The 20,176-nt window shown below is 33.3% G+C and carries 17 protein-coding genes and 1 pseudogene; 1 reads left to right on the top strand and 17 read right to left on the bottom strand.

Going from position 1 to position 20,176, the window contains the following annotated elements:
- Positions 1–163: 163 nt before the first annotated feature.
- From bsdtb5_RS13415 to hisC, 6 genes are read right to left on the bottom strand one after another with little or no spacing between them, the layout of a single operon-like run.
- The gene (locus bsdtb5_RS13415) at positions 164–1,438 is read right to left on the bottom strand and encodes an aspartate aminotransferase family protein (protein ID WP_271712490.1); all 1,275 of its coding nucleotides are present in this window, start codon (positions 1,436–1,438) and stop codon (positions 164–166) included.
- A gap of 12 nt (positions 1,439–1,450) precedes the next feature.
- Positions 1,451–1,720, bottom strand: a complete 270-nt coding sequence (locus bsdtb5_RS13420; RefSeq protein WP_271712491.1) for a dehydroquinate synthase/iron-containing alcohol dehydrogenase family protein — start codon at positions 1,718–1,720, stop codon at positions 1,451–1,453.
- A 43-nt stretch (positions 1,721–1,763) separates the two neighbouring features.
- Entirely contained in the window at positions 1,764–2,597 is an 834-nt protein-coding gene (locus tag bsdtb5_RS13425) for a dimethylarginine dimethylaminohydrolase family protein (RefSeq protein ID WP_271712492.1), read from the bottom strand.
- An 11-nt stretch (positions 2,598–2,608) separates the two neighbouring features.
- A complete protein-coding gene (locus bsdtb5_RS13430; protein WP_271712493.1) occupies positions 2,609–4,255 on the bottom strand; it encodes a M20/M25/M40 family metallo-hydrolase in 1,647 nt (548 codons plus the stop codon).
- Positions 4,256–5,206, bottom strand: a complete 951-nt coding sequence (locus bsdtb5_RS13435) for a C-terminal binding protein (protein ID WP_271712494.1) — start codon at positions 5,204–5,206, stop codon at positions 4,256–4,258.
- Between the two features lie 25 nt (positions 5,207–5,231).
- Entirely contained in the window at positions 5,232–6,302 is a 1,071-nt protein-coding gene (gene hisC, locus bsdtb5_RS13440) for a histidinol-phosphate transaminase (RefSeq protein ID WP_271712495.1), read from the bottom strand.
- A gap of 270 nt (positions 6,303–6,572) precedes the next feature.
- On the opposite strand from hisC, the gene bsdtb5_RS13445 reads away from it, so the two are divergent.
- Entirely contained in the window at positions 6,573–7,757 is a 1,185-nt protein-coding gene (locus bsdtb5_RS13445; RefSeq protein ID WP_271712496.1) for a PucR family transcriptional regulator, read from the top strand.
- A 122-nt stretch (positions 7,758–7,879) separates the two neighbouring features.
- On the opposite strand, the pseudogene glnQ reads toward bsdtb5_RS13445, so the two are convergent.
- The 11 genes and pseudogenes from glnQ to speD all read right to left on the bottom strand — a co-directional run.
- Positions 7,880–8,017: pseudogene (gene glnQ, locus bsdtb5_RS21965) on the bottom strand (glutamine ABC transporter ATP-binding protein GlnQ); the annotation flags it as partial.
- 81 nt (positions 8,018–8,098) lie between these two features.
- Positions 8,099–8,623: a nitroreductase family protein gene (locus bsdtb5_RS13455; RefSeq protein ID WP_271712497.1), complete on the bottom strand. Its 525-nt coding sequence runs from the start codon at positions 8,621–8,623 to the stop codon at positions 8,099–8,101.
- 210 nt (positions 8,624–8,833) lie between these two features.
- Complete coding sequence (locus bsdtb5_RS13460; protein ID WP_271716106.1) at positions 8,834–10,645, bottom strand: ABC transporter ATP-binding protein; 1,812 nt, start codon at positions 10,643–10,645, stop codon at positions 8,834–8,836.
- On the bottom strand, positions 10,638–12,593 hold the full coding sequence (locus bsdtb5_RS13465; protein WP_271712498.1) for an ABC transporter ATP-binding protein: 1,956 nt from the start codon (positions 12,591–12,593) through the stop codon (positions 10,638–10,640). Before bsdtb5_RS13465 ends, bsdtb5_RS13460 begins: the two co-directional genes overlap by 8 nt.
- A 167-nt stretch (positions 12,594–12,760) precedes the next feature.
- Positions 12,761–13,396, bottom strand: a complete 636-nt coding sequence (locus bsdtb5_RS13470; protein ID WP_271712499.1) for a hypothetical protein — start codon at positions 13,394–13,396, stop codon at positions 12,761–12,763.
- A 17-nt stretch (positions 13,397–13,413) separates the two neighbouring features.
- Positions 13,414–14,037 carry a DUF4004 family protein gene (locus tag bsdtb5_RS13475; RefSeq protein WP_271712500.1) on the bottom strand — a complete coding sequence of 208 codons (624 nt, stop codon included), beginning with the start codon at positions 14,035–14,037 and terminating at the stop codon, positions 13,414–13,416.
- A gap of 191 nt (positions 14,038–14,228) precedes the next feature.
- A complete protein-coding gene (gene nspC, locus bsdtb5_RS13480) occupies positions 14,229–15,389 on the bottom strand; it encodes a carboxynorspermidine decarboxylase (protein ID WP_271712501.1) in 1,161 nt (386 codons plus the stop codon).
- Between the two features lie 214 nt (positions 15,390–15,603).
- Entirely contained in the window at positions 15,604–16,803 is a 1,200-nt protein-coding gene (locus bsdtb5_RS13485; RefSeq protein ID WP_271712502.1) for a saccharopine dehydrogenase family protein, read from the bottom strand.
- Between the two features lie 119 nt (positions 16,804–16,922).
- Positions 16,923–17,777, bottom strand: coding sequence for a polyamine aminopropyltransferase (gene speE / locus bsdtb5_RS13490; protein ID WP_271712503.1), 855 nt, complete (start codon positions 17,775–17,777; stop codon positions 16,923–16,925).
- Positions 17,778–19,235 carry an aminotransferase class I/II-fold pyridoxal phosphate-dependent enzyme gene (locus bsdtb5_RS13495; protein ID WP_271712504.1) on the bottom strand — a complete coding sequence of 486 codons (1,458 nt, stop codon included), beginning with the start codon at positions 19,233–19,235 and terminating at the stop codon, positions 17,778–17,780.
- 75 nt (positions 19,236–19,310) lie between these two features.
- On the bottom strand, positions 19,311–20,114 hold the full coding sequence (speD, locus tag bsdtb5_RS13500; RefSeq protein WP_334297411.1) for an adenosylmethionine decarboxylase: 804 nt from the start codon (positions 20,112–20,114) through the stop codon (positions 19,311–19,313).
- Positions 20,115–20,176 lie beyond the last annotated feature (62 nt).

The raw sequence follows: 20,176 nt of genomic DNA on the forward strand, positions 1-20,176 counted from the left end.
AGTAAGTAATCACTCATACCTACTTCACAAATATATTTAGCAAAGCCATATTTAACCTAAATTAGTTACAATTACTAGTATAGTAAATATCTTTCATAGATTCCATGTAGTATTTTATACTAATAATGTCGTTTTCTGCCACCGTATTTGTTAATATTGTATATTATAGTTCTTCTAGGCATTCCTTAAGTATTGAAAGTGCTTCCTTTATTTCCTCTAAACTAACGGTTGTTGGTGCAATAAAACGAATGACATTTTTAAATCCGCCGCATGTTAATAATAATAGTCCTTTTTCCAAAGCTCTATCTTTTAATCTATTAGTCACTGCTACATCTGGTTCTTTTCCATTCTTTACAATTTCAATTGCTTGCATCAATCCAATTCCCCGAACATCTCCAATACAAGAATATTGCTGTTGAAGTTCTAGCAGTTCCTTATGTAAGTAATCTCCCATCTTAGCAGCGTTATCTATAGCTCCGTTTAGGAGCACTTCTATGGTAGCAAGACTAGCTGCGCATGCGACTGGATTACCTCCAAAAGTACCACCATGAGATCCAGGTGTCCATTGTTCCATAATCTCTTTCTTCGCAATGATAGCACTAAGAGGAAATCCTGATGCAATTCCTTTAGCAACAGTAAAGATATCTGGCTTTACCCCAAAATGCTCACTTGCAAATAGTTTTCCTGTTCTTCCAAAACCAGTCTGTACTTCATCGAAGATCAGCATAATACCGTACTTATCACAGATTGTTCTTACATATTGTACAAATTCTTTCGGTGGTACAATATAACCACCTTCTCCTTGAATCGGTTCCATAATAATTGCTGCAACCGAATATGGATCAATGATATCGTGGAATAATTCATCAAATTGAGTAAAATAACGTTCTGGACAATTACCATTCTCTGATTGATACGGAGTCCGATATAGATAAGGGTACTCTAAAAAGTATACACTTGGCATAAGCCCTTCGTAGTTCTTGCGATAGACAGAACTTGATGCTGTAATAGAAGCCGCTCCAATCGTTCTTCCGTGAAATGCACCCTTAAACGATATGATAGCTGGGCGTTTGGTTACAAACTTGGCTAGTTTCATAGCACCATCATTCGCTTCTGCACCACTATTACTAAAATACACCATAGTATCTGATCCCGTTAATTCAACAATTCTTTCCGCTAATTTTACATAAGATTCATAATAGACTACATTATGACCTCCGTGAATTAATTGATCCACTTGCTCTTTTACTGCTTTTACAACGTTTGGATGATTATGACCAATATTACATACGGCTACTCCACTGGCAAAATCAAGTATTTTTCTATTGTCTTCCGTATATAGATAACTGCCTTCTCCTCTTACTACTCCAAGAGTTGTCGCTCTTCTAGCAACAGGAGGCATTACTTTTTTACAACGTTCATATAATGAATTCTCCATCTTTATCAATCCTTACCTTTCTGCTTCACTGTGCATCAATTCCCATAGAAACTGAACTTCTTCTTTTCCAATCATTCTTGCAGTATTACTCATACTTCCTTTTTGCATACAGGTTAATTCAGTATATTCCATAACCTCAGCATCTGTAAGTTTTGGAGGCTTTCCAACAATATCTTCCATCCATAATCCGAATTCTTCAATATTCCTAAAATGGAGAAGTCTTAATACACGTTCTATCTTATCTGTTCGTTCATTATAAATATATTTCAGATAGTTTTTCATTAATAAACCATTTGCTCTATCATGAGGAATATCTTTAAAATTCTTACTCTCTTAACAATGGAAAAGTCATACAATGTGGACCTCCACCTGCTTTTAAGATCTCAGTGATATCTAATTCGATTACTTTCATTCCGCGTTTTCTTAATTCCTCATTCACATATTGATTCGATTTTAGTGAAAGCACTCTTTTATCTCCTAAGGCTTGCAGATTGCAACCATGTGCAAAGATACTTTCCTCACTTACAGGGATGATCTCAATTCCCATCTTCTCTAGACGTTCTACAAATTCACTTGGAAGTCCTTCTTTGTATGCTACAGCTAGAGTATCATCTACAAGATTAAAGCACATATCTAGATGTAGATATTCCTCCTTACATCGTACTGGAATCACTTCATAACCTAATGGTTCTATCGCCTTTTTTATTTCCTCAATTCCCTGTTCATTCGTACGGGCTACCATACCAATCGCTATTGTATTTTCATTTAGAAAAGCGAAATCACCACCTTCAAATAAACCTTCCTCACACCTAGCAACCACTGGTATACCAAGTTCCTCCATCTTTGCTTCATAATCCACATGTTCTTTATAACGAATTGGTTCTTTAAATCTTCCTAAAATATATCCTTCCTTGATACATCCACCAAAGTCTCTTGAAAATACAGAATTGGGTCTATCTGCATCCGCGTCCAAGAACTCTACTTCAACTCCATTGTCTAGATAAGCTTGAACGAATAACTCATGTTCAAGAAGCATTTTATCTATATCTAGATGAAGATCCCATTTCTTTGCTATTTCATTTATTGGTGTAGCTTTTAGATATTCTGGTTTTGATAATAATACTTTCTTAAGTACTCCCGTTCCATTTTTTACATACATATGATTACCTCCTACAAGAACTTCTCTATTGTCTTTATGATTAATTGTGGTAATGTTCGAAATGTGTATGGTTTATACACTCGCTCCGTCCATTTATGTGCGTCTTTTCCATAGCAGCCATAGTTTACAGCTGGTATGTTTAATTTCTTAATATTCTTTAATGGGACTGCATACAATAACTCATACTCTGGGAAATTAGATATTAACTCTTGGATTGATTCTTCATCATCATCAATCTTTAAGTAGCTACTATCTGATAAGCTTGGGAAGAATTGAAGGATTTTATATTCTTCTTCTGATTCTTTCGCATATTCATTAATTATCTCAGTCAATCTTAGAATTAAGTCCTGCTCCTCCTTATTTTCCTTTTTTAAGGTATTATGAGGACAGTATGGAGCTGCGAAATATAGCACGATGGTAGGATCTTTAATCTTTAGTTCCTGTAGTAAATATTTCACTAGGTACATAGGAATCTCTCTCTTATCAACATTCTCCTGTAGCATTTGATATGTTTTTGATTCTAGGAGTGTTGCGATTCTATCTCCAAGTTGCCTTAATGCCATCTGATACAATTCATCATAAGTGATAAGCGATTTAGAAAAATGTATCTCAGAATAGGTATCACCACTTAAATTACAATAAGAACGATACTCTCTATTCATCTTCTCTTCAACTTCTTCTAAAGCTTTTTTAGATGCTTGCTGTAACTTTTTAATGATCTCGCCCATACTTTCATAATGTACAAAATAATTAAAGTAGACAAAAGCGTCCGCTGCAGTCTGAACGTTATACCAAGGTTTTAGATCTTTCATCTTTAGAACCGAAGGAGGTAAGGTATATTCACCTTCATAGGAGTCACAATATTCAGTATTCAGATTGATCTCCTCCACAAGTCTAGCTGCTACCGATGAGGCATCAAATCCTTCAAAGCATTGACCTACATGAGTCTCTTTTCCCTGGATATAGAAGCAAGGTAGTAACTTACCAACTGCACCAGTATAGATATATTTCTTAGTGTCGCCCTCATATAATGGGCAGATATAATCATTATTAATTGCTAATACATATTGAAATCCTTCTTTGTCCTTTAGTAACTTGAATACCTTTGTAGCTTCAATGATACCCGTATGTAGATTCTCCTCCACTGGATTGATGGACAAGAGTATGTTGCCGTTTAATTCCTTTGCTTTTTCACTAAAATACTGAAATAACACTAGAAATACGGCTACACCACTTTTCATATCGCAGGATCCTCTACCAACGAGCCAGTCACCAGATTCTAAGTCTTTGCGAACACTTTCTGGTAACTGTTTCATCTTTAACATCTCTTCGAGTAGTTGATCTGGATCAAAGCAATATGGTTTTAATGCTGCATAATCTTCCACTCCGACGGTATCCATATGACCATGTAAGAGTATCGTTTCTCCATGTTTCGACTTCTCACCTTTAATATAGGCAATTACATTCCTTCGGTTTAGTGGATCAGAGTCTAACTCTTGTATGATGATCTGATCGTTATGTTCTTTAAAATATGGCATATCTCTAAGATATTCTTCGATAAATAATGCGATATCTTTCTCTCCAGAAGTTGTATTCACACTTGGTATTCGAACTAATTCTTTGGCTACTGCTTCTATTTCCTTATATAACTTCTCCATCTATCTCCACCCTTTCACTGAATCAATAATATTTTCACAAGTACGAGTCTGTAAGTCGATCATTGATTGTTCTGAGTAAAAAGCAGCATGTGGTGTTAAGATAACATTATCTCGTCTTGTAAGTGGATGATCTATTAACTCTGGATTCTCTTCCTTAAGAACATCAAGAGCTGCACCTGATATATGTTTTTTTTCCAATGCCCATAATAGATCCTGTTCATTCACACATTCGCCTCTCCCAACATTAATAAAAAGCGGTTGTTTCTTCATCTTTAAGAACTCTTCTTTTGAAAAATACTGTTTGTTTTCTAACGTCTGATTCATATGATTAGTAATAATATCTGCGTGTTCAAGTGCATATTCCTTATCTACTAATGTAACGCCTAACTCATCTGCAATCTCCTTACTTGTAAAAGGATCAACCGCGATTATCTTTAAATCAAATGCCCTCGCTTTTTTTGTTACTGCTTGCCCTATTCTTCCAAATCCAAAGATAGCTAATGTCTGCCCAGCCAAGCGTTTCATATTGACTACCGATTGATATTTCCATATATTCTCCCTATCAATCTCATTTGAATAATGCTTAATGTTTCTGACAAGTGAAAGTAAGAGCGCCATGGTATGCTCTGCTACTTCTGTTGTACAATATTCTTTCACTGTTCTTACTTCAATCTTTAAGTTTCTTGCTTCTTGGATATCAATATTACCATATCCTGTCGCATTCACTGAGATACATTTTAATCGTTTGGCACTTTGTAATACTTTCTTATTAAGTGGTAAAAATGCAGTAGATAATACATCCACATCTTTGATTTTCTCTAGAAATTCTTCTTCATTGATGTAACTATATACTTCAATATGAGCCTCAGGTAAATGCTCAAGTAATAATTGTTTTTCATACTCTAGATCTCTGTCTAGTACGTCTTCATAATCGCTGATTAATATATTCATAGGCTCTCTCCGTTGATTATTCTACTTAAGCAACCAATTCTTCTAGAATTAGTGAGGTTACCATGATTACTTGCTCCATCTCCTGCCTTGTTCCAATGGTAATACGTAGATAATTTTGAATACGTTCTGAATCAAAATATCTTGCAAGAATACCGTGTTCTCTTAATTTTGCATTATATTCCCTTGCATGCAAGTTAGGGTGAGTCACAAAGATAAAGTTAGTAGCAGAATCAAGCACGGTAAACCCATATCTTTCAAGTTCACACTTCGTATATTCTCGGTTATTGATAATTTCCTGTATGCATTTTTTATAATAAGCTGTATCTTTAATGGCTGCGGTACCAATTGCTATTGTAATATCATTCATGCTGTAAGGATTGAAGGAATATTTGATACCGTTTAGATCTTCAATTAGTTTTTCAGAAGCAATGCAATAACCAATATGGGCACCCGCTAGATTCTTGGATTTGGACATCGTATGAACGACGATTAGATTATCATATTTCTTGGTTAGTGGTATGCAAGATTCATTGCCATAATCAATATAAGCTTCGTCTATCACTACTAAGCGATTTGGGTTTGATACTACGATTCTTTCAATTTCACTTACAGGCAAATAATAACCTGTTGGGGCATTAGGATTTGCAAGAATCACATGTCTATTGGTTTTTACATAGGCATCAACATCAACTGTGAAGTCTTCTTTTAAAGGTATTTGCTTACCATTAATTCCAAAAGTCTTAGCAAATACTTGATAGAAACCATAGGTGATATCAGGATAACAGATCTTACTTTGCTCATTAAAGTATGCTAAGAATAAGAATCCGAGAACTTCATCGGAACCATTTCCTACAAATACCTGATTCATCGCAACATCATTCAATTCTGCAATTGCTGTACGTAATTCTTTCGCATCTGGATCAGCATAATGTCCTAAGCCATTCATTCTTGAACTTTTTAATACTTCTAATACCTTAGGCGAAGGTTTCATAGATGTTTCATTTGCGTTCAACTTTATATAAGCTCTATCTTTTGGCTGCTCTCCGGGAATATACGCTACCATATTTTTATATTTTTCTAATAAAAATTTACTCATAACACAATCTCCTGTTCATTTCATTCTTTAATTTGAATAAAAAAGTAAATAAAAAAGGTGCCCTGAAATTTTGGCTAATTTCAGTAGCACCTTTGCTTTTATATTACGTTAAGTATAGAAAATAACATCTATTGTTACAATATGGTTTTTATTTGTTTTTCTACAAAATATATGGTAAAATATTTTCAACTTTTCTAGTTTATTTGTAATATAGAATATAAAAACTAGTAAAATTTCAAAAATATATCCTACCCTAAAGGAGGACAACCGATGTTACAAGTGAATGAAATTATTAATCTATCCCTCTTTCGTGAATTTCAATTAATTTCAGGTGAGCAAGGCATAACCAATCAATTGAATAACATTGTTATCTTAGAATACGAACCAATCAATAATGGTTATGACGTATTTCAAGAGGGTGATTTTGTATTAACCTCTCTTTTTTTTGCCAAAGATCACCCAGAATTAATCCTAGTAGCATTTAAAGAACTGCTTAAGAGAAAAATCTCAGGTATTGCGATTAAAACTGTATTCTTTCAAGATATTCCAGAAGAAGTAAAAACCTTCTCTAAATTAAATCATATACCAATCTTCGTATTCCGTAACGCTTACATGGAGGACTTAATTCTAAGCGCAAATGAGTTATTGAAAACCAAACTTCAATTCTTAGTATTTGAAGAAAAAATAACAAATCTCATTCATACCTATCCGTCTTCTTTTGAAGTGTCAAAGACATTAAAAGAGATTAATCCAGAGATTCACCCTAATATTATCACTTCTTATATCACTCCAACTACAGAAGCTGGAGCTAACACCATCTACTCTTATTTTCATCGTATGATTTTTAAGAAATATAAGCCCTTAAACCAATACGCTTATAGCTTTATCAAATATAAATCCGGGCTCCTTCTTCTCTATTCCTACGATTCTACTTATGAAACAATGGAATCCTCCCAAAACATCATTACAAAATTATTAAAATCCATCGATATCAATCCAGAATATTATCATATTGGTATCTGCGATGAAGTCATGGATCACGACCACTTTGATATCTCCATAAAGCAAGCAATCTATGCGAACCGAATCTGTATCTTAGAAGAAACCAATCTTTTGTTATATTCCAAAATTGGTATCTATAAACTGCTTTCTCCTCTAGTAGAAGATCATACCGTATGCCATAACTATTTAAATTCCATTGAGCTTCTAAAGGATTATGATATGAAATATACCTCCAATCTATTAGAAACCATGATAATATACATAAAACATAATGGCGATATTGCTAAAACTGCTACAGAGATATTTCAACATCCCAATACTGCAAGGTATCGTTTAAAGAAAGCAGTATCAATACTTGGATTTGATAAGAATAATTTTTATGAGCAAATGTATATTACGATTAAGCTATATCAATTATATGAGTTAACGACAAATGACCTGTTTGGAAGGTAGTCTAGGCAAAATTTATTTAAGAAAAAACAGTTAACAGACGAATCACTCACCTATTAACTGTTTTTTTAATATTATATGCTATATGAAGTTATTTTTGAAGATATTAGATTACTTGCTGAGCTTTATAGCACCTTCGCAAGAAATTGCTTTGCACGCTCTGATGTCGGATTCTTAAAAAACTCTTCTGGAGTGTTCTCTTCAATAATCTCTCCACTATCCATAAAGATAATTCGATCACCAACTTCACGAGCAAAATTCATTTTTTCTAATATTATGAAATAATTTTTGTAATTATTACAACATATATTTTCCATATTCTTTTTAAAGCCAATCAAATATAACTACTCTACATAATGAATCACTGCTTTTCTTTCTTTTGTTACTGTAGCATTCTCTTTTGGATAACCCAATGCAGCCATTCCCCAAACTGTATGGCTCGCTGGAATCTCAAACTCGTCTAAGATTGCTCGTATCTTTGGCTTATCACAGATTAATTTCAATTGATTAATCCATACAGAGCCTACCCCTAAGGAATGAGCGGCTAAGAATATATTCTCTAATGCGCAAGCACAATCTGCTAATCCATTTGAATTCTCCGTCTCATCAGATACCATGATTAATACATCTGGTAAGTAAAAATTATAAGTATTTACATCTCGTTCTAATTCAGTCGCAATTTCTTTTGCTAATCTGCTCATTTTATCTTTATTTCTTACGATAGTAAATCGAAAACTCTGTTTATTCATTCCACTTGGAGCATGGATTCCTGCTTTTATTATCTGTTCAAGAATATCATCTTCGATTGTTTTGTCAGTAAAGGAACGAACGCTTTTTCTTGTAATTATATTTTCTAATACTTGATTCATGATAGAAATCCTCCTAATTGAATTTATATATTAATTTTTTAGTAATTATACCATAATTATTTAACTAAAGGTTATTACTATTTATTCTAGTAAGGCAACTGTTCATAGTTATTCTATTTCTTTAACATAAAATAATATGTAATATATAATTTTTAGCGTTCTGCCTCGATCCAAGCAGATACTTCCGCAATATAGATTATATTCTATGTATTAGACATTTACATAATACTGTGCCTGCGCATTAAACATCTTGGAATAGATTCCTCCTTGTTTATTCAAAAGTTCTTCATGGGTTCCACTCTCTGCTACTGTCCCTTCACCAAATACGATGATTCTATCACAGAATTTGCAACTTGATAAACGGTGTGATATGTAAACGGCTGTCTTTTTACCCACTAGCTGATCAAAATGATTATAGATCTCATATTCAGCGATTGGATCTAGTGCCGCGGTTGGTTCATCTAAGATTATTATTGGAGCATTCTTATAGAGAGCTCTTGCAATTGCTAACTTTTGAGCTTCCCCACCAGATGGTTCTATTCCATCTTCTTCAAATTGCTTATAGATACTTGTTTCAATCCCTTTTTCTAATGTAGCAACTTTATCACTAAGTCCACTTAGTTTAAGATGCTCTGTTACTTTTTCATCTGTATCCTGTAAAGAATGCCCTAACGCAACATTTTCCTTTATCGAGAACGAGAGTAATTTGAAATCTTGGAATACAACAGAGAAGATCTTCATGTACTCTTCATAGTCATATTCTTTTATATTCACACCATTTAATAAGATTTCTCCTTCACTTACTTCGTAAAGTCGGCATAGTAATTTAATAAACGTTGTCTTACCTGCTCCATTCAAACCAACAACAGAAAGATGCTCTCCAGATTTTATCGTTAGATTAATATCTTTTAGAACATAATCTTCACTTCTTGGATACTTAAAGCTTACATGAACGAATTGGAATTCATATTCATCTTTCTTCTTTACTTTTTCTTCTCCTCGAACCAAACTATTCTCATAGTTCATAAATACCATATATTCATTCATAAACTGTAACTTTTTATGTATCTCTTGAACATTAAATATCATTGAAGTCAGAGACTCCGAGAAAGTACTTGCAGCCGATGAAAGCATAGTGAAATCACCAATCGATATTACTCTCTTGATTGCTTTATATCCAAGATAAAAGTATGTAATGCCATCTCGAATTGCTGTAATAACAGAATCTATCTCATTATATGGTAAAGTACTTAAAGCTTGCTTTTTCCAAACACGTGTAGTTTCTTCGTTGTTATCTTTTGCTTTTTGCATCATCATATCATCTGCACCATATAATCTTATGTCTTTACCATATTTAAAATTAGATAATTGCCAGAATATATAACCAAATGCTCGGTTAAGCGCTACTAATCCTTGAAATGCTTTTACTTGGATCGCATTCTTTTTCGCATTTAATATTGTTGTAATTCCGATTGTAATTGCTATAACAAGTAGCAATAAAGATGACTTTGTTACAATAACTACGGTAACTCCTGTTAGAGTGATTATCGAAGATATGATACTTACAAAACATTTTGTTAAGCCATCAATCCCACCAGAATACCAACTCATACCTGTTTCCGCTTTTTGAGCCTGATTTAAGACGTCTGAATTCTCTGTATGTTCAAAATCCATCTCTATTGACTTTCTGCTAATCTTGATATTAAAGTACCTCTCAAAACTATCTGCATATTTGCCAAGGTTTTCGTCAATTGCATTCTTAAGCATATTGCAAATCATATTACCGATAACTATAAATGCAACCAACTGTATGATACGATTCGTATTCTTATCTCCTAGCAATTCATCAATAATATACTTTGGAAATAGTATATTGATAAATGGAGTGATCGAACTTACTAATATGGAGCCTATGATTAAGATAAAATAACCTGGCTTATAATCAATTGCCTGTTTATAAAAATACTTCATTGTCTTTATTGCTTTTTTACATCCAAAACAATTTTCTTCTTCACTATGCATCAAATACTACCTCCTTTTCTTGATAATATTGAGCCTGAACTTCATACATATTGGCATATGCCCCATTACTTTTTAATAATTCTTCATGAGTTCCATATTCAACAATCTTTCCATCCGCAAACATGGCAATGGCATCACAAAATCTTGTACTTGAAAGGCGATGTGATATATATACAGCTGTTTTGCCCCCAATTAATTTATCGAAATCCATATATTGTTTATACTCTGCGAGTGCATCTAATGCTGCTGTTGGCTCATCTAACACTACCACTTTAGCATCTTTATAAAGTGCTCTTGCAAGTGCTAACTTTTGCTTTTCACCACCGGATAGATCAATTCCATCATCATGCAGTACTTTTAATAATTCTGTTTTTACTCCTTTTTCTAGAGAAGATATCTTCTCTTCAAGACCTGCAAGAATCAACGTTTTTTCAGCTTTCGTACAATCCGTTAACGCTGGTGATTTCATTGATACATTCTCAGCAATTGGGAAAGCAAAGCACTCTACATTCTGAAAAACTGGTGCAAATATCGTATAATATTCCTTTCTATCATATTCTCTTATATCTACCCCATTCAAGAGAATCCTACCTGTCGTAGGCTCATATAATCTACATAATAGTTTGATAAAAGTTGTCTTACCAGCTCCATTTAGGCCTACAACTGCAAGCTTTTTACCAGATTTTAGTGTTAGATCAACGTCATTTAACGCATAGTTTTCTTGCCCTAGATATTGAAAAGACACATGTTCAAATGTGAACTCATATCGATCAGTCATAGGTAGTTTTCTATAAGTATTTACCTTAGAATTTGTTTTTTTATCCTTAGTTTTCTCTCTTTGTCTGTCATTATCAGATGATGTATTACAAGCTTTCACTTTATTTGCTTCCCTATCATATACTGTTCGATTATCTTCCATTGCATCTTCTTCTAATTCAAGAAAAGTTCGGTAATCATTCACCTCAAGACTTTGTTTACGTGTCTCTGCTATATTATCAAGTACCTGAGATAATGTCTTAATAAAGGTTATTACAGTTCCTAGATATAAAGTAAAATTTGCAATAGTAAGCCCTTGATACAATACAGCATAGATAAGCCAAGCATATAGAATTCCATCTTGTATTGCGCCTAATATTTGATTTAGTATGCCACATTTTAACCAACGATTTTTAGAAGCAACAATTTTCGCATGTGCTTTCTTATGTATCTCTGTCTGCTTTCCTAGTAACCAATCCTTCATTCCAAATAAACGAATATCTTTTGCATATTCAAAGTTCTTTGTTGTCTGATCAAGATAATATATCTTACGAAAATCAGGTGCTAATTTATCCCAACAAAGTTCTTTGTCTCTTCTTTTCGTAACATCAATTAAGATATAATGAACCAATGATAACAAGATCATGAGAATAATCATTGCAGGATTTAATGTAAACATGACTGCTGCGGAAGTAATAATCTTAGCAACCGAAATAAATAGATCATTAGCGCTATGCATCATTCCCTCTATACCATTCATATTGCCACCTGTTGCTCTTTCCGCCTTCCCCATATAATCGAGAGCCTTTGGATTCTCAAGTTTTTCATAGTTCATCGTAAGCGCTTTTCTCATCCTCTGCATGATAAATTCCATTCTTGCATAGATAAAGCGCCACCACATCTGTGTTTGCACATATTGATGAAACGCTAGGAAAAACAATTCAATAACGGAAGCAATAAGAACCACTTTTAAAAGAGATGAAATACTACCGTTTCCCATAATCTGATCAATGACTAATTTCGGAATTACTAACCAGATAAATGCCATAGCCGTCTGAACTACTGCATCAAAGAACAAAAATGGAATTAAAGGTTTTTGATACTTAAAAGTGCCCTTCATGACATAAATCATATTCGTTAACATTCCATAATTTTTCTTATTCTTATCTTCCTCTTCCTCTTTTCTCTTCATACTTATCCTTCCTCTCCTCCTCTAATTTCTGTGCGATTTTTATGATATTGAATTTAAAAGCCTTATATTAATTTGTTTAGTGGCGGTTCATAATACTCTTGATTAAACATGATTCAACTCAATGTACCTAGCTAAGTCTATTAGCATATTACTTTAATCTCGTAGAATTAGATTTCTTCTGAATATTCCGCGGTTACTCCTGTTATTCTACCAACTTTAGCTCTAGGATGAATCAATAATTTTCCTGTGCAATCAATATCATCCACCTCACAGTATTCACCTATGGTTATATTTTCACCATTTACTATCTTTACTTTCGCATCATTAATTCGAATTGTAGTTGCTTCTATTAATCCTATTGATGAGAGATTCTCCGATGAGATACCAAATAATTTTCTGATACCACGGCTCGCTCTACCTGGTGTATGGCTTATGATTACTTCATCACCAACAATCTCAGCTGCTTTGATACATCCATCTACAACGGTTTTATCTGCACTAATCTCAGCATTGCTTTTTATCACGCCCTCACAATTAATTGTCTTTGCTTCTAGATTCGCTTCTTTTAAAGTCATGACACCCGATATATCAATTCTATTAGCCCTAATTGCTTCATTCATCGTTGCTACTCCTTCACATGATATGAAATCAGATTCTATCCTACCATTACAATTGAATACACCTTCAATATAGATTTCGACTGCTTTGATATCATCACTGATGGAACCTACACCTTCAATGCTTATCTTATTGTATTCACCACCTGATACACTTCCAACGCCTTCAATACTAATATCTCTCATACGATTAACCTCCTGGTCTAAAAATGATATTTTTCATTATATTTTACTTTAATACGATTGGATACTTCATCGATTCGAACTGTCTTGATAAGTTCAAATCTAGAATCTAAATAGATTCCACCATCATTAGCTAATATCGAATAATATTCACTATCTAATTTAACAATGACATATTGATAACCTGTTGTTTTAATATTATTTAACTGATCTTTTACTCCCATAATTAGCTTTCCAATTGACATAGAATCGATTGATAATTCTTTCTTTAATTCTGAATGAATTATCATAAAAAGTATATCTAGATAAGTAAACTGTTCCTTAGAATAGGTATTCAGAAAGATTCCAATAAGACTTTTATCGATTTCTTCCATCTCTTCTACAACATCTATATCATAGCTATAACTGACAACTTCTGGTGATAGCATCTTCGCTAATTCTTCTAAAGAATAACGATTCTTTAATTCTTGTATTGATTGAATCCTACTAAGAATCTGCTCTCTTGGGAAAAATGTTTCTTGACCTGTATAGGATGATTTCTTAATAAACCACTCTTCTGGAATTAGCCGTTCTCTTTTCCAACGATAGAGTTGCCCATATGAAATACCTGTTATTGCAAGAAGATCTTTTTTTGATATTAACATCGGATACCTCCTTTGGTATTTTATGTCTGTAACGTAACATTGTTTCGTTACAGAGAATATAACACAACAATGTTACACTGTCAACCAAATTTTGTTATTTATATAAAAAATGTCCGCCCCAAGTAGAAAAGGGCGAACATTCTATAATTCATTTTTTATAATATTTTATTATATAGCTTCCAACTACTCGATTATGATAGTCTCATTTTAAAATCTTCATAACCAAACTTACGTATCACTTTCATGCCTTCATCTTCGCTATATAAAACAATGGATGGAAGGTTCATTCCATTAAAAGTATTATTCTTAACCATGGTATAAATAGCCATATCGCAGAATACTAGACGATCTCCCTCTTTTAGGGGTTCCTTAAATGAATAGTCTCCAATCACATCACCAGATAGACAAGTTGGTGCACCAAGTCTATACGTATATGGATATTCATTCGCTTTTCCAGAACCAATAATATTTGGACGGTAAGGCATCTCAAGTACATCTGGCATATGGCAAGCTGCTGATGTGTCGACTATAGCTAGATTCATCTTGCTTTCAACGATATCTAGAACCTTAGTTACAAGAAATCCTGTATTAAGTGCTACTGCTTCTCCTGGTTCTAGGTATACTTCTACATTGTAGGTATCCTTGATATGTTTGATACAACGAATTAATGTCTCTAGATCATAGTCCTCTCTGGTGATATGGTGGCCACCACCAAAATTAATCCATTTCATGTCATGTAAGTAAGAACCAAATCTTTCTTCTACTACCTTTAAGGTACGTTCTAAGACATCTGAATTTTGCTCACACATGGTATGAAAATGTAATCCATCAATTCCTTGTAGATTAATTTCTTTGAGTTGTTCTAAAGTGATTCCTAATCTAGAATTTTCAAAACAAGGATTATACATATCTGTCTCGATCTCTGAATATTCTGGATTGATTCTTAATCCACATTCCACATGACGGCCACTTTGCTTTACTTTATCAAGGTATTTTTCCCATTGATTTTTTGAGTTAAAAACAATATGATCACAGATTGATATAATCTCATCTATCTCTTCCTCCATATATGCTGGAGAGTAGATGTGAACTTCTCCTTCCATTTCTTCATGTCCTAATTTTGCTTCAAAAAGTGAGCTTGCTGTTGTTCCGTTTAAGTACTTACTTATTAATGGATATACAGAAAACATTGAAAATGCTTTTTGTGCTAATAGTATCTTACAGCCTGTTTGATCGATAACTGATTTTAGAATCTCAAGATTCTTTTTTAAAAGCCTTTCATCTACAACATAAGCTGGTGTTGGTACCTTTGTAAAATCTAGTTCCATATTTATACCTATTGTAACTGCCATATCAAATTCTTTACAAATAATCAGTGGCATTCCTTTCTGTTTTATTTATTTACTTATACTTCACAGTTAAAATTCAATTGAATACTTGATATATTTTAAACTAGTAAGTAGTAATCTTATCATTAAATGTTAATCAATAATTAGAAGTTTGAAATAAGCAAGGTTGAAGATGATTCTATCAACCTTGCTTATTTCTTTTGATTCCTTTATATCTTTAGTCTACTAACTCTGGAGAGTGGCATTCTTTCCAAGGTAAACCAAATTTATTTAAAGCATCCATGAATGGATCTGGATCAAATTCTTCAATATTATATACGCCTGGTTTCTTCCATTTACCAGTCATAACCATCATCGCACCAATCATTGCTGGCACACCTGTTGTATAGGAGATAGCTTGTGATCCAACTTCTTTATAACATTCTTCGTGATCACATACATTATATATATAGTAAGTCTTTTCTTTACCATCTTTGATACCTTTAAAGATACAACCGATGTTTGTCTTACCTTTTGTTCTTGGTCCTAAAGATGCTGGATCAGGAAGTACTGCTTTTAAGAATTGTAATGGTACAATTTCTTTTCCTTCAAACATAATAGGTTTAATAGAAGTCATTCCAACATTTTCAAGAACCTTTAAATGAGTTAAATATCTTTCAGAGAATGTCATAAAGAATCGGATTCTTTTGATTCCTGTAATGTTTAGAGCTAATGACTCTAATTCTTCATGATGTAATAAGTACATATCTTTTTCACCAATTTCAGGGAAATCATATACTCTTTTAATCTCCATTGGTTCAGTTTCAACCCAATCGCCATTTTCCCAATAGCTACCATTCGCAGTGACTTCTCGAATATTAATTTCTGGATTAAAATTCGTAGCAAATGGATATCCGTGATCACCTGCATTAGCATCTAGGATATCAATGTAATGAATCTCATCAAATTCATGCTTTAGAGCATATGCAGAGAATACACCTGTAACACCAGGATCAAATCCACTTCCAAGAAGTGCTGTTATTCCTGCTTTTTCAAATTTTTCTTTATATTCCCATTGCCATTTGTACTCGAATTTGGCGGTATCTAATGGCTCATAATTAGCAGTATCCATATAATCTACTTTAGTTGCAAGACAAGCATCCATGATTGTTAAATCTTGATATGGAAGTGCTACATTAATAACAATATCTGGTTTTTCCTTATTGATTAAAGCAATTAACTCGTCAACATTGTCTGCATCTACCTGTGCAGTTGTGATTTTTGTTTTTCCACCTTGCAATTTTTCTTTTAATGCATCACATTTTGAAACTGTTCTACTTGCAATACATATTTCCTCGAATACTTCTGAATTTTGACAACATTTGTGTACTACAACGCTAGCAACGCCGCCAGCACCAATAATTAGCGCTTTTCCCATTTTACTTTAGTCTCCTTTGATATTTATCGTTTAATTATCTTTTTTTCTATTTGTCTTGAATAATTTAATATCAAGTTTTCTGTGATTTTCGTTTCGTTCCACTCACAAAATACGTATTATTATTGTTTTACATCTTCTAATAATTCTTTCACATAATTAGGAACAGCAAAGGCTCCAACATGAAGATCTGTGTTATAATATTTAGTTATCAATCCTAACTGATTCCATTGATCTGCATGAAAGTCTTTGATTGGATCATACTTTTTAGAAGCAAATCCAAATAACCAATGGCCTGAAGGATAGGTTGGTATATGCGCTTGATATACACCAACAACAGGAAATAATTCTTTAATTCGTTTATGCGCTCTTTGCATAGTGGCAACGTACTCATCATAGAATGTACTTTCATGTTGGTTAACTAAGATACCGTCCTCAGTTAAAGCATTATAACAGTTTCCATAGAACTCTTTCGTAAATAAACCTTCCCCAGGTCCAAATGGATCAGTAGAATCTACAATCACTAAATCATACTCATTATTCTTCGTTCTTACGAATTTGAGACCATCTTCATAATAAATGTGAACTCTTTCATCCGTTAACTTACAAGCAGTCTGTGGTATATATTCCTGACAAGCACTTACAACCATCGGATCAATTTCAACCATATCAATTTGTTCTATTGTGCTATATCTCGTAAGTTCTCGTATCGTTCCACCATCTCCTGCCCCGATAACAAGAACTTTTTTAATGTTTGGATTTGTAGCCATTGGAACATGCGTAATCATATCATGATAGATAAATTCATCTTTTTCTGTAACCATAATATAACCATCTAAAGTGAGAATCTTACCGAATTCTTTTGTATCGAATATATCTATTTTTTGAAAATCGCTTTGACTACTATACAACTGCTTTTCCACACGAATGGAAAAGTTCACATCCTTGGTATGTTGTTCTGTAAACCATAATTCCATTTATTCTACCTCCACTACGACATTAATATGTTCAACATTCATATCTTGTGTTCCAGTTAAAAAGCAGCCTTTATCTTTGGCATATTTAATGTAATTAATAATATCTTCGGTAATACGTTCACCTGGTGCTAGAATTGGAATTCCAGGAGGATAACACATAACAAATTCCCCACAGATTTGATCTACACTATCTTCTAAGAGGAGCGATTTTTGTTCACTATAGAATGCCTTCTGAGGCGTTAATACAACTTCTGGATTAATATACTCATGGTCAAACATACCCGCTTTATCCTTGGAATATAGTCGCTTAATCTCAGATAAAGAACCAATAAGACGTTCAATCTCAAATGCACGATCTCCTGCTGAGATGATAGCAAGAACATTACCTATATCACCAAATTCAATCTGAATACCATATTCATCTCTTAAGATATCATATACCTCAATTCCAGCAAGACCGATATCTCTTGTGTGAATGGACAATTTGGTTTTATCAAAATCAAAGACTGCATCATTATCAATTAATTCAGATGAAAATGCATAATAGCCTCCTAATTTATTAATCTCTGCTCTTGCATATTCTGCAAATTCTACTGTTTTTCTAAATATCTCTTTTCCATTTAGATATAAGTTCTTACGAGTAATATCAAGTGAAGTAAGTAATAAATAGGATCCGCTTGTTGTCTGAGTAAGATTAATTACTTGTCTAACATAATCTTCATTCATTGCTTCTCCACATAATAGGATTGAGCTCTGTGTTAAAGAACCACCAGTCTTGTGCATACTAACTGCTGCCATATCAGCACCTGCAGCCATCCCAGAGATTGGCATATCCTCACCAAAATAGAAATGTGTACCGTGCGCTTCATCTACTAATACTTTCATATTATTTTCATGTGCCAATGATACAATTTCTTTTAGATTAGAACATATTCCATAATAAGTAGGATTATTCACTAATATTGCTTTTGCATCTGGATGCTTTTTGATTGCATTCTTAACATCTTCTATTCGCATACCAAGTGGTATACCAAGTTCCTTATTAACACCTGGATTAATATATACTGGAATCGCTCCACATACTACTAGTGCATTAATTGCACTTCGATGCACATTTCTAGGCATTATGATTTTATCTCCCGCTTTACAAGTTGACATAACCATTGCTTGAACAGCAGCAGTAGTACCATTCACAATAAAAAATGCAGAGTTTGCTCCAAATGCTTCTGCAGCCAATTCTTGAGCATCCTTTATAACAGAAACAGGATGACATAAGTTATCAAGTGGCTTCATTGAATTCACATCAACTTTTAAACATCTTTCACCCAAAAATTCTGTTAATTCTTCATTGCCTCTTCCACCTTTATGACCTGGAACGTCAAATGGAACCACTCGATTCAATCTGTGCTTTTCTAACGCTTCATGAACCGGTGCATTATGTTGTGTTAATTTTTTCATATTGTAAGCTCCCATCCGCCCACCATAGTAGGCTTATAAATCAAGATGGCGAAAAATGATGTCTATTTTATATCATCAATAAATGTTCATTCCACTAAATATTTCAATCATCTCTTGACGTAGGCTATTAGTAATATCAAGTCTTTGTTTTGGAGGCAATTCATAAACATCTTTATTAAATAGGTAATTCTGTAATTCAATCTCTTTAATTAGCATTTTTGTATGAAATATATTGGATTGATATACATTGACATCAATTGCATCATATTTTGTTAAAGTTACATCATCTATATAATCTTGAATGGATGTTATATCATGATCAATAAAATATTTCTTTCCACTCATATCTCTTGTAAATCCGCGTACACGGTAATCAATCGTAATAATATCAGAATCAAAACTTCCAATCAAATAATCAAGTGCATTTAATGGTGATATTTCACCACAAGTTGATACATCAATGTCTACACGGAATGTAGAGATTGAGTTATCAGGATGATATTCTGGAAATGTATGAACCGTAACATGACTTTTATCAAGATGTGCATGCACGGAATCTCTTTGTGTTAGGGTATATTTACCTTGATTACATGATTCATCAATGTGTTCTGATGATAAAGAGCCTTCTGCAATAAGAATATTCACGGAAGCTCCCTGTGGATCATAATCTTGTTTTGAAATATTGAGTATATGAGCACCAATCATTTCTGTAACATCACATAATATATTCGTTAAACGTTCTGAATTATATTGTTCATCTATATAAGCAATATAATCCTTTTGTTCTCTCTCACTCTTTGCATAGCATACATCATAGATATTAAAACTTAGTGTTTTTGTGAGATTATTAAAGCCATATAATGTTAGCTTTTTATCCAACCCTAACATCACAACCTTTCTTTATCATTTCTTATGTTTCCCTCGAACAAGCAGATTTATTA

It is taken from the genome of Anaeromicropila herbilytica, from assembly GCF_016591975.1.
In the GTDB taxonomy this organism is placed as follows: Bacteria; Bacillota; Clostridia; order Lachnospirales; family Lachnospiraceae; genus Anaeromicropila; species Anaeromicropila herbilytica.

Bases quoted from the DNA above. Each gene is read 5' to 3' on its own strand.
- bsdtb5_RS13415 (WP_271712490.1), bottom strand. From the start codon at position 1,438: ATGGAGAATTCATTATATGAACGTTGTAAAAAAGTAATGCCTCCTGTT.
- bsdtb5_RS13420 (WP_271712491.1), bottom strand. From the start codon at position 1,720: ATGAAAAACTATCTGAAATATATTTATAATGAACGAACAGATAAGATA.
- bsdtb5_RS13425 (WP_271712492.1), bottom strand. From the start codon at position 2,597: ATGTATGTAAAAAATGGAACGGGAGTACTTAAGAAAGTATTATTATCA.
- bsdtb5_RS13430 (WP_271712493.1), bottom strand. From the start codon at position 4,255: ATGGAGAAGTTATATAAGGAAATAGAAGCAGTAGCCAAAGAATTAGTT.
- bsdtb5_RS13435 (WP_271712494.1), bottom strand. From the start codon at position 5,206: ATGAATATATTAATCAGCGATTATGAAGACGTACTAGACAGAGATCTA.
- hisC (WP_271712495.1), bottom strand. From the start codon at position 6,302: ATGAGTAAATTTTTATTAGAAAAATATAAAAATATGGTAGCGTATATT.
- bsdtb5_RS13445 (WP_271712496.1), top strand. From the start codon at position 6,573: ATGTTACAAGTGAATGAAATTATTAATCTATCCCTCTTTCGTGAATTT.
- bsdtb5_RS13455 (WP_271712497.1), bottom strand. From the start codon at position 8,623: ATGAATCAAGTATTAGAAAATATAATTACAAGAAAAAGCGTTCGTTCC.
- bsdtb5_RS13460 (WP_271716106.1), bottom strand. From the start codon at position 10,645: ATGCATAGTGAAGAAGAAAATTGTTTTGGATGTAAAAAAGCAATAAAG.
- bsdtb5_RS13465 (WP_271712498.1), bottom strand. From the start codon at position 12,593: ATGAAGAGAAAAGAGGAAGAGGAAGATAAGAATAAGAAAAATTATGGA.
- bsdtb5_RS13470 (WP_271712499.1), bottom strand. From the start codon at position 13,396: ATGAGAGATATTAGTATTGAAGGCGTTGGAAGTGTATCAGGTGGTGAA.
- bsdtb5_RS13475 (WP_271712500.1), bottom strand. From the start codon at position 14,037: ATGTTAATATCAAAAAAAGATCTTCTTGCAATAACAGGTATTTCATAT.
- nspC (WP_271712501.1), bottom strand. From the start codon at position 15,389: ATGGCAGTTACAATAGGTATAAATATGGAACTAGATTTTACAAAGGTA.
- bsdtb5_RS13485 (WP_271712502.1), bottom strand. From the start codon at position 16,803: ATGGGAAAAGCGCTAATTATTGGTGCTGGCGGCGTTGCTAGCGTTGTA.
- speE (WP_271712503.1), bottom strand. From the start codon at position 17,777: ATGGAATTATGGTTTACAGAACAACATACCAAGGATGTGAACTTTTCC.
- bsdtb5_RS13495 (WP_271712504.1), bottom strand. From the start codon at position 19,235: ATGAAAAAATTAACACAACATAATGCACCGGTTCATGAAGCGTTAGAA.